This window comes from Flavobacterium sp. YJ01, from assembly GCF_029320955.1.
Taxonomy (GTDB): Bacteria; Bacteroidota; Bacteroidia; order Flavobacteriales; family Flavobacteriaceae; genus Flavobacterium.
Window position 1 is genome coordinate 4,998,029 of sequence record NZ_CP119757.1, and the last position, 15,522, is coordinate 5,013,550.

The window sequence follows — 15,522 nt, forward strand, 5'->3', positions numbered from 1 at the left end:
GATAAAAACGGATTTTTTTAGATTATTAAGTAAAAAAATCCGTTTAAATCAGCGTTTTCGCGATAGCGAATCCGCTTCATTAGCGTACCAACACACAACAATATTAAAATGAAAAAAATAAAATACATCTTCTTAGTTTCCATTTTTGCCTTGACATTTGCCAATGCGCAAAGCACATCTGATACCAATTTTAGAAAACCGGTCTCAGAAACTTTAAAAAAAATCGAAACTATTTTTAACGTCACAATCAACGATGATAGAGGTTTATTAAAAGGAAAAGAACTAGACTATGCCGATTGGAGAATTGAACCTGGAAATTTAGCACTTTCGCTAACTAATATTCTTGCACCGTTTGAATTGATGTATTTCAAACAGCCTGATGGAACCTATATTATTCGTAAATATGAAAACCATAAAGTTTCAGTTGATAAAGGAAAAGAACGATTATTTTATCTAGAAAGCCTTTATTCAACTAAAGAACAATGGGAAAAACGTAAAGCAGAGTTAAAAACTTGTATGATTGCATCTTTTGGTTTGGATAAAGCGCCGCCGATGCCTAAATCGAAACCGATTTTAACACCAAAAAGAATTTATAAAGATTACAGCGTAGAAAATATTGCATTGGAAATTCTGCCAGGCGTTTATGCAACTGGTTCGATTTACAAACCGTATCCGTTAAATAAAAAAGCAGCGGTTATCATAACTCCTGACGGGCATTTTGGAGATGGAAGATATAGAAAAGACGAGCAATACAGATGTGCGATGATGGCTAAAATGGGCGCAATTGTGGTAGGTTACGATTTATTTGCTTGGGGAGAATCGTTATTGCAATTTCCAGAAGAAACACATAGAAATAGTATTGCATCGACCGTTCAATTGCTGACAGGAATTCGTTTATTGGATTATTTAGCAACTGTAAAAAATGCGGATATGTCCAGAGTTGGCGTTACAGGTGGTTCTGGTGGAGGTTCACACACGATGTTTTTAGCAGCAATTGATGACAGAGTGAAAGTTTCAGCTCCAGTTGTAATGGTTTCGTCTCATTTCTCAGGCGGTTGTCCATGCGAAAGCGGGCGCGGTATTCACTTATGCGGAAACGGAACAAACAATGCTGAAATCTCAGCAATGATGGCTCCAAAACCACAAATGATTGTTTCTGATGGAAAAGACTGGACTTTGGCAGTTCCTGAATTGGAATTTCCTTTTATCCAAAGAACCTATGAATTATACGGAAAGAAAGATTTAGTTGAAAATGCCCATTTTGCAAAAGAAGGTCATGATTTTGGAATCTCGAAACGTATGGCTTTGTATCCGTTTATGGCGAAATATTTAAATCTTGATTTGAATAAAATAAAGAATGAAAAAGGCGAAATCGACGAATCGACTTGCGTGATTGAACCTTATGAGAAATTATATGTTTTTGGAAACAAAGCTGAAAATCTGCCAAAGAACGCACTGAAAGACATCAACAAATTATATGAAATGTTCGGAGAAAAAAATCTGAAAGTTTACGAAGTTAAGAAGTAAAAAAGGTTGCCACTAATTTCACGAATTTGCACGAATTGTTTTTGCCACAGATTAAAGGATTATTTGGATTTCTTTTTTAATTAAATAATCTGTGTAAATCATTTTAATCTGTGGCAAAAAATTATAAAAGAAATTAGTGCAAATTCGTGTAATTCGTGGCAAGAAAAAAATATACTATGAAGTTAAAAAGTAAAATAACGGCTATTTGTTTTGGAATTTTTTCCTTAACAGCAACAGCTCAAAACGACCTAAAATTATGGTACGATAAACCTGCATCTATTTGGAACGAAGCTCTGCCTTTGGGTAACGGACGTTTGGGGGCAATGGTTTTTGGTGATCCAGCAGTAGAACGTTTGCAGTTGAACGAAGAAACGATTTGGGCAGGTTCTCCGAACAGCAATGCACATAATAAATCTATAAAAGCACTTCCAATTGTTCGTCAGTTAATTTTTGATGGAAAATTTGATGAAGCGCAGGATTTGGCTACTCAAGATATCATGTCACAAACGAATGACGGAATGCCATATCAGACTTTTGGAAGCGTTTACATTTCATTCGCAGGCCATCAAAAATATACCGATTATTATCGTGATATAGATATCAGCAACGCTACAGCGAAAGTAAAATACAAAGTAAATGGTATTGAATTTACGAGAGAAATTTTAACCGCATTTTCAGATCAAGTTATTGTAGTGAAACTTTCGGCAAGTCAACCAGGGCAGATTACTTGTAATGTTTTCATGAACAGTCCGATTGATAAGACAGTTGCATCCACAGAAGGAAATCAGATTATACTTTCGGGAGTTGGAACTAACTTTGAAGGTGTAAAAGGAAAAGTTAAGTTTCAAGGCCGATTAACAGCTAAGAATAAAGGTGGTGAAATCGATACCAGCAACGGCGTTTTAAGCATCAACAAAGCCGATGAAGTAACTTTGTATATTTCGATTGCTACGAACTTTAAAAACTATCAGGATATTTCTGGCGATGAAATTGCGAAAAGCAAAGACTATTTAACGAAAGCAGAAACCAAAGATTTTGAAACCATAAAGAAAGCGCACGTTGATTATTACCAAAAATTCTTCAACAGAGTTGCTTTAGATTTAGGTTCAAATGATTTGATTAAGAAACCAACAAACGAAAGAATCAGGGATTTCTCTAAACAGTTTGATCCGCAATTGGCGAGTTTGTATTTCCAGTTTGGACGTTATCTTTTAATTTCAAGTTCACAGCCAGGCGGACAGCCAGCTAATCTACAAGGAATATGGAACGATATGGTAACACCGCCTTGGGACAGTAAATACACCACAAACATCAATGCCGAAATGAATTATTGGCCGGCACAAGTAACCAATTTGCAGGAAATGCACGAACCTTTTGTACAAATGGCAAAAGAGTTGGCTGTAACTGGTGCAGAAACAGCAAAAACAATGTACAATGCTAGCGGTTGGGTTTTACATCACAACACCGATATTTGGCGTGTAACTGCTCCAGTAGATTCAGCTGCTTCGGGAATGTGGCCTACAGGTGGTGCTTGGGTTTGTCAGGATTTATGGGAAAGATATTTATATACAGGCGATAAAAAATATTTAGCAGAAATTTACCCAATCATGAAAGGTGCTGCTGATTTCTTTTTGGATTTCATGGTGATAGATCCAAACACAAAATATTTAGTTGTTGTTCCTTCGAGTTCTCCTGAAAACACACACGCAGGCGGAACAGGAAAAGCTACGATTGCATCAGGAACTACAATGGATAATCAGTTGGTTTTTGATTTGTTTACGCATGTTATGGAAGCTTCGGCTTTGGTTTCTCCTGATTTAGCTTATGTGAAAAAAATAAGTGATGCTTTGGCAAAAATGCCTCCAATGAAAGTGGGGAAACACAATCAGTTGCAGGAATGGCAAGACGATTGGGACAATCCAAAAGACAATCACAGACACGTTTCGCATTTGTACGGATTGTATCCAAGTAATCAGATTTCACCAATTAAGACGCCTGAATTATTTGAAGCTGCTAAACAATCTTTAATTTACAGAACAGACGAATCTACAGGCTGGTCAATGGGTTGGAAAGTGAATTTATGGGCGAGATTATTAGACGGAAATCATGCTTATAAATTGATTCAAGATCAATTGCATTTGGTAACAGCGGATCAAAGAAAAGGAGGCGGAACATATCCGAATATGTTAGATGCGCATCAGCCTTTTCAAATTGACGGAAATTTTGGATGTACAGCCGGTTTCGCCGAAATGTTAATGCAGAGTCAGGAAGATGCGATTCATTTATTGCCTGCTTTACCAACTGTCTGGAAAGATGGAAGCATAAAAGGTTTGGTTGCAAGAGGCGGATTTGTAATTGATATGACGTGGAAAAATAATAAAGTTTCGGAGTTGAAAATTTATTCGAAAATTGGAGGAAACTGTAGATTAAAAGTAGAAAATACGTTGAAAGGTTCTTCGCTTAAAAAAGCAAAAGGAAAAAATCTGAATCCGTTGTTTTACGATGTAGAAGTGAAGAAACCGATTATTTCTAAAGAAGCAAAATTGCCTAAAGTACAATTGCCAACTTACAATATTTACGATTTGAATATGAAAGCAGGGCAGACTTATACTTTTACGGGGAATTAATTAATTTCATATCCTAATAGGTTTTAAAAACCTGTTAGGTGTTTATAGTTTTACGCACAGTTTGTCATTTCGACGAAGGAGAAATCTTCGTTAGAAGCTCGACAAAGATTGGTGACTTGCTTTGCGGAGTTACTTGCGAAGATTTCTCCTTCGTCGAAATGACAAGATTGAGTAAAGAATAAAATAAAAACAGAATATGTTACAACATTTCAAACATAAAATAATAACACTTTCAATAGTAATCGCTTGTATAAACAGTGGTTGCAAATCGACTGTGGAACATTCACGAAAAGGAAAATCGGCTATTTTAAAAGAAAAAAACTTCAAACATTATGTTGATTATTTCAACACGATGGAAGATGAAAACTTAAAATTTGCGATTCCGAATGACAGCGCATGGGCTTGGATGGAAAAGAATATTCCGTTGTTTGAATGTCCACAGCAGAATTTTGAGGAGATTTATTATTTCAGATGGTGGAGTGTTCGAAAACATATTAAAAATACACCACAAGGATTTGCAATTACCGAGTTCTTGGTTGATCGTTCATATGCCGATAAATACAATATGATTAGTTGTGCTTTGGGGCATCATATCAACGAATTCAGATGGGTTCATGACCCGAAATACATTGAACAGGATGTGAAACTTTGGTACCGAGGAAATGATGGAAAACCAATGAACAAATTGTATAAATTCAGCAGTTGGACAGCCGATGCTTTATATAATCGTTATTTGGTGAATAAAGATGAAAAATTTTTATTGGATTTGTATCCAGACATGGTTACAGATTATGCCGTTTGGGAAAAAGATCGTCAGAGAAAAGATGGTTTGTTTTGGCAGCATGATGTGAAAGATGGAATGGAAGAATCCTTAAGTGGCGGACGAAAAGTACAAAATGCTAGACCAACAATTAACAGTTATATGTATGGAAATGCTATAGCAATTTCTAAAATGGCTGAATTGAAAGGCGATAAGGAAACAGAAAACAAATTCAAAGCGAAAGCTGACGTTTTACAACAATTAGTCGAAACCAAATTATGGAATTCTAAAAGTGAGTTCTTTGAAACTTTAACAGAAAAAGATACTTTAGCACAAGTTAGAGAAGCAATCGGATTTATTCCATGGTATTTTAATCTTCCAGAGCAAAACAAAGGATTTGAAAAAGCCTGGGAACAGATTAAGGATGAAAAAGGATTTTCGGCTCCGTTTGGTTTAACAACGGCTGAAAGAAGAAGTCCAAGATTTAGAACACATGGAACCGGAACCTGTGAATGGGACGGTGCGATCTGGCCATTTGCAAGTTCGCAGACGCTAACGGCTTTGGCGAATGTTTTGAATAATTACAATCAGAATTTTGTAGCAAAACCTGATTATTTCAAACAGATGGAATTGTATGTTCAGTCACAATATTATAGAGGAAAACCTTATCTTGGCGAGTATTTGGATGAAACAACGGGTTATTGGTTAATGGGCGACAGAGAAAGAAGTCGCTATTATAATCATTCGACTTTTAACGATTTAGTGATTACGGGTTTGGTTGGTTTACGCCCAAGAGCTGATGAAAAGATTGAAGTTAATCCGTTGATTCCGCAAGAAAAATGGGATTGGTTTTGTCTGGATAATGTTTTGTATCATGGTAATATTATTACGATTCTTTGGGATAAAACAGGAGAAAAATATAAAAAAGGAAAAGGTTTTAGAATCTTTAAAAACGGAAAAGAAATTGCGGTTTCTGAGAAATTGGAGAAGTTAGTTTCTGAGTAATTTTAAACCCGACAGGTTTTCAAAACCTGTCGGGTTTGATACAGTTTCAAATAAATAATAAAATTTGGAGAAAACAGTATTAAATTATTCAATCAAAGGTGGTGTATTTCATATTGTATGGAATATGGTATTTGTGGTTTTAGGCATTTACTTTTTATCACTTATAAATGTTGAAAAATTTACATTTAAATTTAGCAATTTAATATTACCAATTATTGCTGTTTTGTTTATCATCGTTTATGGGAAAAAAGCGGTAATGACTCTCTTTAATTTTCATAAAAAAATAATATTCTCACAAGAAGGATTAGAACTTAATGAGATTTTTTATGAATGGAAAGATATTGTATTTCCAAGAGTTATCGTCAAAACAGAACACACAGCAAAGTACAATTTGTCATACAAGGAGTTTTATCTCACTTTTGTTTATAAACAGAAAACGATCGAAATAAAAATAGATGATTACGATGTATCTGAAAATGAAATTAAAGAACTTCTAAAAAAATATACTCCAAAGTTTACACCAAGCACTATGAGCGAAAATAAAATAGTTTACCAACCTATACGTGATTTTGACCAGATCATAACTTTAGATGAATATTATGATCTTGAATATGAGGAATCTGAAGAAGCGATTAAAGACATTCAGAAATTGGCGGTAAAAGATCTAGAGGCGGTAAAGCGTTTCTTTGAAAACAATATTTATGCACAGCCTGATAAAGTTAGGTTTGTCTATTATGCATTGAGTGAGGATGAAGATCTTGATAAATGGGCAGATTTTCTTTCAGATGAATTCAGAAGGGTTTATCAAATAGGATTAGAGCAAAATAAAGTTAAGGAACTTTCTTCTGTCATTAATGAGATTATAGTCGAAACAATAGATTCTTATGGTGCGGAAAGGGTTAGAGAAATATTGCTAAAAGGTTTGGATCATAAGAATTTTGAAACTCGTTTGAATGCTTTGGAATTTCTTCCTGATTGGATTGATGAACAGGTTTTAAAGGCTAATCCATCTATAGTATCGAAGCTGAGACAAAAGCTGAAAGATCCGGAGTGGAAAATACGCTGGGAAACAAGTAAGTTATTAGAACGGAATAAAATAGCTTTTGAGAGTTTAAGCACATTGGATAAATTAAGACGATTTATAAATCCTTAATATTCGTAGAATTGTTCTCATTTTTGTCATTTCGACGTAAGGAGAAATCTTCGCAAGAAGCTCGACAAAGATTGGATTATTGTTACGGAGTTACTTGCGAAGATTTCTCCTTACGTCGAAATGACAATACTTTGTCTATAAATAGAAAACAAAAAGACCTAACAGGTTTTTGAAACCTGTTAAGAGAAAATATAATACCATGAAAAAGTTTTTTTTACATCTTACCTTAATCATTTCACTGTTCACAATTTCGGCGAAAGCCCAAACCAAAATCATTGTGAGTGATTTAAAATGCGAAATGCTTATCAATCCAGAAGGAATTGATGTTTTACAGCCAAGACTAAGCTGGAAAATTAAAGCAGAGATAAATGATGTAAAACAAACTCATTATCAAATTTTAGCTTCTTCATCTTTAGAAAAACTAAATGCAGGAAACGCAGATTTATGGGACAGCGGAAAGGTACAAAGTGACGAATCTGTCAATGTAATTTATAACGGAAAAAAGCTAAAAGATAGACAAGATGTTTATTGGAAAGTAACGATTTTTACTAATAAAGGAGAAATTCAATCAAAAGAAACAGCAAATTTCAGTATTGGGATTTTAACTTATGCAGATTGGAAATCAACTCGTTGGATTGGATATGAAAAAATGTCGAAGGGAGATAGTATTTCGCAGTATTCGCGATTATCGGCCAGATATTTAAGAAAAGAAATCGACTTGAAGAAGAAAGTCAAAAGTGCCAAAGTTTATATCATGGGAATGGGCTTGTACGAGTTATACATTAACGGAAATAAAATTGGAGATCAGGTTTTAGCTCCCGTTCCTACGGATTATACGAAGAACGTGAAATACAATGTTTTTGATGTGACTTCGCAATTGCAGGAAGGTAAAAATGCATTAGGAACGATTTTAGGGAACGGACGTTTTTTTACGATGCGTCAAGATTACAAACCTTATAAAATCAAGACTTTTGGTTATCCGAAAATGGCTTTGCAGTTGTTTGTAGAATATACGGACGGAAGCAAAGACGTAATCAGAACAGATGATACTTGGAAAATCACAACTGACGGTCCGATTTTATCCAACAACGAATATGACGGTGAAGAATATGATGCCCGTAAAGAAATGAAAGGCTGGAATACCATTAATTTCAATGATAAAAAATGGCTTTCGGCAGAATATGTTCAGGAACCGGGTGGATTCTACGAAGGACAAATGTCGGCGAATATGAAGGTAAAACGTGAAGTAAAACCGATTTCAATTAAGCAGACACCAAAAGGAACTTATATCCTGGATATGGGACAAAATATGGTGGGCTGGCTACAAGTGAAAGTGAAAGGAAATGCTGGAGATAAAATCACAATGAAATTTGCCGAATCCTTACAGCCAGATGGTTCGTTGTATATTGCTAATCTTCGTGATGCCAAAACAACTGATATTTATACTTTAAAAGGCGAAGGCGAAGAAGTTTGGGAACCTCGTTTTATTTTTCATGGTTTCAGATTTGTAGAAATTTCAGGTTTCAAAACTAAACCGACTTTAGAAAATTTTGTTGGAAAAGTCGTTTACGATGACATTGCCACAACAGGAACTTTTGATTCTTCTAATCCAATAATGAATCAGATTTTTAAAAATGCTTGGTGGGGAATTAGTGGAAATTATAAAGGAATGCCAATTGATTGTCCGCAAAGAAATGAGCGTCAGCCTTGGTTGGGAGACAGAACAACGGGCGCTTATGGAGAAAGTTTCTTATTTGATAATCAGACGTTATATGCAAAATGGTTAGATGATATTAAAAATGCACAAACTATTGATGGCGGACTTCCAGATGTGGCACCAGCTTTTTGGCGTTATTACGGCGATAATGTGACTTGGCCGGGAACTTATATTACAGTTGCTGATATGCTGTATCAGCAGTTTGGAGACAAAAAAGTGGTTGAAAAACAATATCCGTCTATGAAAAAATGGATGGATTATATGGAAGAAAACTATTTGGTGGACGATATTATGACCAAAGACAAATACGGCGATTGGTGTGTTCCGCCAGAATCGTTGGAATTAATTCGTTCAAAAGATCCTTCACGTTTAACGGACGGAGAATTGATTTCTAGTGCGTTTTATTACCAGCTTTTAAACATCATGAAAAAGTTTGCTGTGATTGCCAATGCACAAAATGATATTAAACATTATGATGAATTGGCTTCAAGAATCAAAAAAGCATTCAACGCTAAATATTTTAATGCAGCCAAAAACAATTATGCCAATAATACCGTAACAGCCAATTTACTGCCTTTGACCTTCGGAATGGTTCCAGAAGAATTACAGCAAAAAGTTTTTGAAAATCTAGTGCATGAAGTGGAAGTGACAAAAAATGGTCATGTAAGTACAGGTGTTATTGGAACACAGTTTTTAATGCGAACATTAACCAATTTTGGTCGTGGCGATTTGGCTTTCAAATTAGCATCGAATAAAACATACCCAAGTTGGGGTTATATGGTTGAAAACGGCGCCACAACCATTTGGGAACTTTGGAACGGAAATACTGCAGATCCAGCAATGAATTCGCAAAATCACGTGATGCTTTTAGGCGATTTATTGATTTGGTATTACGAAAATATGGCGGGAATAAAGAGTAATCCTGAAACTCCGGGTTTCAAACAAATTATTATGAAACCAGATTTTAATGCTGGATTGAAATATGTAAATGCATCATACGAATCGATTTACGGGACAATAAAAAGTGACTGGAAAAAAGATAAAAAAGCTTTGGTTTGGAATATTACGATTCCAGCTAATACTTCTGCAATTGTGTGTCTTCCTGCGACTGATGTTTCAACTATTTCTATCAATAAACAGAATCTGGATAAGACTTCTTATACTTATTCTGTAGAAAAAAATCAAATAAAGGTCACACTTTCGTCAGGAAATTTTGCTATTAGCGTTAAATAATCTGCATTTTTAATAATTCGGGACAGTACAGGATACATTGTTAATTTTTTGGTGTTATTTTTACACTTATTAAATATTTTTACCTAAAAAAATGTTAGGTATGTATTTATAGTCAAAAAAAATAATTCATAATTTAATTAAGAATGAAGTTAGCAAAATTAGCATTTGTCTTGTTTGGACTTTTCCTTTTAGGAAGTTGTAAATCGGCTTTGGAGAAAAAGAGTTGGAAAGAAGGAATTTTAGTAGATGAATTTATTTATGATAAAGCACCTTATCCGTCTTGCCACGCCGTTACAATTGTCGAAGCTACAAATGGTGATTTAGTTGCCTCATGGTTTGGTGGAACTCACGAGAGACACCCAGATGTTTGCATTTATGTGGCCATTAAACCAAAAGGAAGTGATAAATGGGGAGAAGGTGTAAAAGTTGCCGATGGTGTGATGAAAGAAGGGCCGAGATTACCAACTTGGAATCCGGTTTTATATCAAATTCCGGGAGGCGATTTAATGTTATTCTACAAAATAGGACCAAAACCATCGGAATGGTGGGGCGTAATCAGAACTTCATCTGATGGTGGAAAAACGTGGTCTGAGGCTCAAAAAATGCCAGACGGTTTCTTAGGGCCAATCAAAAATAAACCAGTTTTATTAAGCAACGGAACATTATTATGTCCGTCAAGTATCGAAGGCGACGGTTGGAGACTTCGTATGGAATCTACTCCAGATTTCGGTAAAACTTGGGTAATGGGTGATACGCTTCCAAGAGGAAAACAAAAAATCAATGCGATTCAGCCAAGTATTTTGTTTCATAAAGATGGAAGTATTCAAGCCATCGGAAGAACTAGAAATAGAGCTATTTTCAGCACATTTTCAAAAGACAACGGAAAAACTTGGTCGGATGTTGAGTTAATCGGACTTCCAAATAACAACTCAGGAACTGATGCTGTAACGTTAAAAGATGGTAGACATTTATTAGTTTACAATCACGTTCTTCCTCCAGGAAAAGAAGCGAAAGGGCCAAGAACGCCTTTAAATGTTTCTGTTTCTAAAGACGGAATCCATTGGAATGCGGCTTTAGTTTTAGAAGATTCAAAAATCAGCCAATATTCTTATCCTTCAATTATTCAAAGTTCAGACGGAATGGTGCATATTGTGTACACTTGGAGAAGAGAAAAACTGAAATATGTAAAAGTAGATCCAAGTAAATTAGTAGCTCTTCCAATTAAAAACGGAATCTGGCCAGGTGAAGAAGGAAAAGTAGTTACAGCGGTAAAAGCGGAAGAAGAATAAATGAATTGAACCATTAAGAGATTAAGAAAGTTAAGTTGCTGTATATATTTATTCTTTTAAAAAGAACATTAAGCTTAATTTTCTTCATCTTCTAATGATAATAATAAAAAGTATTGAAGCTTAATTTCCTTAATGTCTTAATGGTAAAACCAATTAACATGAAGCTAAATAAAAATTTAATTGTTGTATTGTTTGTTGCTTTATCAACGACATTTAATAGCTGTGCAACGGCGCAGTCTTCCAATAAAAAGCAAAAATATAAAGTTGCAGTTTGCGATTGGATGATTTTAAAAAGACAAAAACTAGGTGCTTTTGGTTTGGCCGCTGAAATAAAAGCAGACGGAATCGAACTCGATATGGGAGGTTTAGGAAACAGACCAACATTTGACAGTAAATTAGGCGACCCAGTTGAAAGACAAAAATTCTTAGATAAATCAAAAGAAACTGGTGTTGGAATCAGCTCGATTGCGATGTCAGGATTTTATGCACAATCTTTTGCCACAAGAGAAATCACACCAATGATTACCGATTGTATTCAGGCGATGAAAAACATGAAAGTAAAAGTGGCTTATCTTCCGTTAGGAACACAAACGGATTTAGTTAAAAATCCAGAGTTGCGTCCAGAAGTGATTAAAAGACTGCAATGGGCAGGAAAAGAAGTGGGGAAAATAGGTGGTGTAATTGCGATTGAAACCTCTTTAGACGCGACAGAGGAGAAAAAACTTTTAGACGAAGTAGGTTCAAAATACATTAAAAGCTCTTTCAATTTTGCGAATGCTTTAGATAATAAAAGAGATATTTCATCAGAATTGAAAATATTAGGAAAGAAATACGTAGCACAGATTCACGCTTCCAACACCGATCAGTTTTGGTTAGAAAATGACAAAGCGATCGACATGCCAAAAATCAAACAAACTTTGGATGAAATGAAATGGAGCGGATGGCTTATTGTAGAGCGTTCTCGTGACGTAACGCAAGTGCATAATGTAAAAGCCAATTACGGAGCAAACGTAGCTTATTTAAAGAAGATTTTTCAGAATTAAACAATAAACAGTGATCAATATGTAATCGTTAAACAACACAATTTTTCACTATAAATCTGCGTGATTTTTTTACGCAGATTTTATTCTCATTTTTTGTCATCCCGAGGAACGAGGGATCTCCACAAGTAACTCTACAAAGATTGATAATTACAGTGTGGAGCTACTTGTGGAGATTTCTCCTTCGTCGAAATGACAAACTAGATGGGAATTTTTAATGAATAAAATTAAAATACTATGAAATATTTACAATTACTTTTTTTATGTTTTTACGTCTCTTTCGCGACAGCGCAAAACATCACTGTTATTAGTGATCCGAGTTCGCCAAGAGCAAAATTTGGAGCAGAGAAATTATCAGAAACCCTTTCAGCAAAAGGTTTCAGCGTAACGTCTTCTGATAAATTCAAAAAATCAAAAGATAAAGTAATTGTAATTGGAGAAAAAGGAACCGATTTCTGGAAGAAAAATGCTAAAAGTGCTAAAATTGACGATAGCAAATTAAACAAGAAAGAAGGTTTTCAGATTCGTACTCAAAATAATGTAATTTATATTGAAGGAACAGATGCAAGCGGAGCTTTGTATGGAGCCTTAGAATTAACAGATAAAATTAAAGCTTCAGGAAAATTTCCTTCAGAAATCAATATTGACGATAGTCCAGAAATGGTTTTGAGAGGCGCTTGTATCGGAATGCAGAAACCCGTTTATCTTCCAGGACGAGATGTTTACGAATATCCATATACACCAGAAACTTTCCCGTGGTTTTATGACAAAGCTTTATGGATTAAATATTTAGATATGCTGGTAGACAACCGCATGAACTCTTTGTATTTATGGAATGGACATCCTTTTGCTTCTTTGGTGAAATTAAAAGAATATCCGTTTGCTGTAGAAGTAAGTGATGAAGATTTCAAAAAGAATGAGGAAATCTATAAATTCTTAACAGTTGAAGCCAATAAACGTGGAATCTGGGTAATTCAGATGTTTTATAATATTATTGTTTCTAAGCCTTTTGCAGAGCATTACAACATTAAAACACAAGATCGTTCAAGACCAATCACGCCATTATTGTCTGATTATACTAGAAAATCTATTGCGGCTTTTATCGAAAAATATCCAAACGTTGGATTAATGGTTTGTTTGGGAGAAGCAATCAACACCGTTGATGATGATGTAGAATGGTTTACCAAAACTATTATTCCGGGTGTTCGTGACGGTTTACAAGCATTAGGAAAAACAGAAGAACCGCCAATTATCCTTCGTTCTCACGATACAGATGGACCTTTGGTTATGGAAAAATCACTTCCGTTATACAAAAACTTATATACAGAAAGTAAATATACGGGAGAATCTTTAACGACTTATACGCCGGGAGGTCCTTGGGGAGAAACCCACAAACAGTTGAGTGCTTTAAAATCAATTCACATTGAGAACGTTCATATTTTGGCTAATTTAGAACCTTTTAGATACGGTTCGCCAGATTTTATCCAGAAAACCGTAAAAGCGATGCACAGCGTTCACGGTGCAAATGCACTGCATTTATATCCGCAAGCTTCGTATTGGGATTGGCCATATTCGGCAGATAAAACAAAATCAGGAGAACGTTTATTAGAAATGGATCGTGACTGGATTTGGTACAAAGCTTGGGCAAGATATGCTTGGGATAGCAAAAGAGATCGAAACGAAGAAGTTAAATTCTGGGATAATGATTTAGCTGCGAAATTCGGAACGAGTCAGGAAGCTGCAAATAACATTTTAAAAGCTTACGAAGAAACAGGAGAAATTGCTCCGAAAACCTTAAGACGTTTCGGAATCACAGAAGGTAACCGTCAAACTTTATTATTAGGAATGTTTGAAAGTCAGTTGGTAAATCCGTCGAAATGGAGAGTATATCCTGGATTCCACGAATCATGCGGACCAGCGGGCGAATTGCTTTTAGAATATGCTAAAAAAGAGTGGAATAAAGAACCGCATTCGGGCGAACTTCCAACGCAGATTATTGCTGAAATTACAGAACACGGAAGATTAGCTGTTGAAGCAATCGACAAAGCTGAAGCAAGTGTAACCAAAGACAAAGAAGAATTTGAGCGTCTTAAAAATGATATGCATGCGTATAAGGCTTTTGCCGATTTCTTCTCAGAAAAAGTAAAAGCAGCTTTATTAGTTTTAAGATACAGTTATTCAAATGATATTAACGATTTAGACAAAGCTTTGCCTCATTTAGAAAAAAGTATTGAGTATTATGAGTTATTGGTAAAACTAACAAAAGATACGTACTATTATGCTAACAGTATGCAGACTGCTCAACGCCGAATCCCGATTGGGGGAGACGACGGAAACAACAAAACTTGGGCTGAATTGTTACCGCATTATGAGCGTGAATTGGCTAATTTCAAAAGAAATCTTGAGAAGCTAAAAACTTCAAAAGACGGTAAAATAGAAACCAAAGAAGGTAAACCTTGGAAACCAGCGGAAGTAACTTTCATCGATGAAAAACCGGGAACTTATTTAGTAAAAACAGGTACAAAAGTTTACGGAACAGATATTTCTGAATTGACCAAAGTAGCTCCAGAACTTCAGAATTTAAGAGGTTATTCTTTTGTAGAAAACGATCAAAACGAAAAAGGAACACATTTGAAGTTTAGAAATACAAAAGCGGTTAAATTAGTGGTGGGTTATTTCAATTCAGATCAAAAGAGATTTTTATTGCCGCCAAGTTTGGAGACAGATGCAGCAGGAAATGCGCACGGTCAAGCCGAAGTAATTCTGGCAAGTGCCATGAATTTAAAAGATTTGCCTCGTGTAAACATTCATACCTATACGTTCCAGCCGGGCGAGAATAAATTAGATTTAGGTAAAGGAAAAGTATTGATTTTAGGTTTCATCGATGCAGATCGAATCATAACACCACGCGATGTTGGATATATCGATGCAGGAGAAAAAGCAGCTATTGACTGGTTGTTTTATTAGTTTGCGTTCCTGCAAGGTTTTTAAAACCTTGTAGGTATATAATAAAGTTTAGAATTAAAAGAATAATTTGGGCGTGTCCCTTCGGGTCGGGCTGTACGTTCCCGCTTCCCGATGAAAAATCGGGAGAGCTCCACTGCCATCCCTCACGCAAACTCGTAGTTAATTTAGACCTAACAGGTTTTCAAAACCTGTTAGGTCTAGTGT

8 protein-coding genes are annotated in these 15,522 nt (G+C 35.4%); all 8 read left to right on the forward strand.

Annotated elements, in window-relative coordinates; translation table 11 throughout:
* Positions 1 to 108: 108 nt before the first annotated feature.
* The 8 genes from P0R33_RS21540 to P0R33_RS21575 all read left to right on the forward strand — a co-directional run bounded on the left by P0R33_RS21540 (position 109) and on the right by P0R33_RS21575 (position 15,318).
* On the forward strand, positions 109 to 1,527 hold the full coding sequence (locus P0R33_RS21540) for an acetylxylan esterase (protein ID WP_276173219.1): 1,419 nt from the start codon (positions 109 to 111) through the stop codon (positions 1,525 to 1,527).
* A 176-nt stretch (positions 1,528 to 1,703) separates the two neighbouring features.
* Positions 1,704 to 4,154, forward strand: coding sequence for a glycoside hydrolase family 95 protein (locus P0R33_RS21545; protein ID WP_276173220.1), 2,451 nt, complete (start codon positions 1,704 to 1,706; stop codon positions 4,152 to 4,154).
* A gap of 196 nt (positions 4,155 to 4,350) precedes the next feature.
* Entirely contained in the window at positions 4,351 to 5,919 is a 1,569-nt protein-coding gene (locus P0R33_RS21550; protein WP_276173221.1) for a glycosyl hydrolase family 65 protein, read from the forward strand.
* 64 nt (positions 5,920 to 5,983) lie between these two features.
* The gene (locus tag P0R33_RS21555) at positions 5,984 to 7,072 is read left to right on the forward strand and encodes a hypothetical protein (protein ID WP_276173222.1); all 1,089 of its coding nucleotides are present in this window, start codon (positions 5,984 to 5,986) and stop codon (positions 7,070 to 7,072) included.
* 199 nt (positions 7,073 to 7,271) lie between these two features.
* Positions 7,272 to 10,022, forward strand: coding sequence for a glycoside hydrolase family 78 protein (locus P0R33_RS21560; protein ID WP_276173224.1), 2,751 nt, complete (start codon positions 7,272 to 7,274; stop codon positions 10,020 to 10,022).
* Positions 10,023 to 10,165: 143 nt separating this feature from the next.
* A complete protein-coding gene (locus P0R33_RS21565; RefSeq protein ID WP_276173225.1) occupies positions 10,166 to 11,311 on the forward strand; it encodes a sialidase family protein in 1,146 nt (381 codons plus the stop codon).
* Between the two features lie 158 nt (positions 11,312 to 11,469).
* Positions 11,470 to 12,354 carry a TIM barrel protein gene (locus P0R33_RS21570; protein WP_276173226.1) on the forward strand — a complete coding sequence of 295 codons (885 nt, stop codon included), beginning with the start codon at positions 11,470 to 11,472 and terminating at the stop codon, positions 12,352 to 12,354.
* 234 nt (positions 12,355 to 12,588) lie between these two features.
* Positions 12,589 to 15,318, forward strand: a complete 2,730-nt coding sequence (locus P0R33_RS21575) for a glycoside hydrolase family 20 zincin-like fold domain-containing protein (protein WP_276173227.1) — start codon at positions 12,589 to 12,591, stop codon at positions 15,316 to 15,318.
* Positions 15,319 to 15,522 lie beyond the last annotated feature (204 nt).

Coding starts and splice junctions, on each gene's coding strand:
- P0R33_RS21540 (WP_276173219.1), top strand. CDS start 109: ATGAAAAAAATAAAATACATCTTCTTAGTTTCCATTTTTGCCTTGACA.
- P0R33_RS21545 (WP_276173220.1), top strand. CDS start 1,704: ATGAAGTTAAAAAGTAAAATAACGGCTATTTGTTTTGGAATTTTTTCC.
- P0R33_RS21550 (WP_276173221.1), top strand. CDS start 4,351: ATGTTACAACATTTCAAACATAAAATAATAACACTTTCAATAGTAATC.
- P0R33_RS21560 (WP_276173224.1), top strand. CDS start 7,272: ATGAAAAAGTTTTTTTTACATCTTACCTTAATCATTTCACTGTTCACA.
- P0R33_RS21565 (WP_276173225.1), top strand. CDS start 10,166: ATGAAGTTAGCAAAATTAGCATTTGTCTTGTTTGGACTTTTCCTTTTA.
- P0R33_RS21570 (WP_276173226.1), top strand. CDS start 11,470: ATGAAGCTAAATAAAAATTTAATTGTTGTATTGTTTGTTGCTTTATCA.
- P0R33_RS21575 (WP_276173227.1), top strand. CDS start 12,589: ATGAAATATTTACAATTACTTTTTTTATGTTTTTACGTCTCTTTCGCG.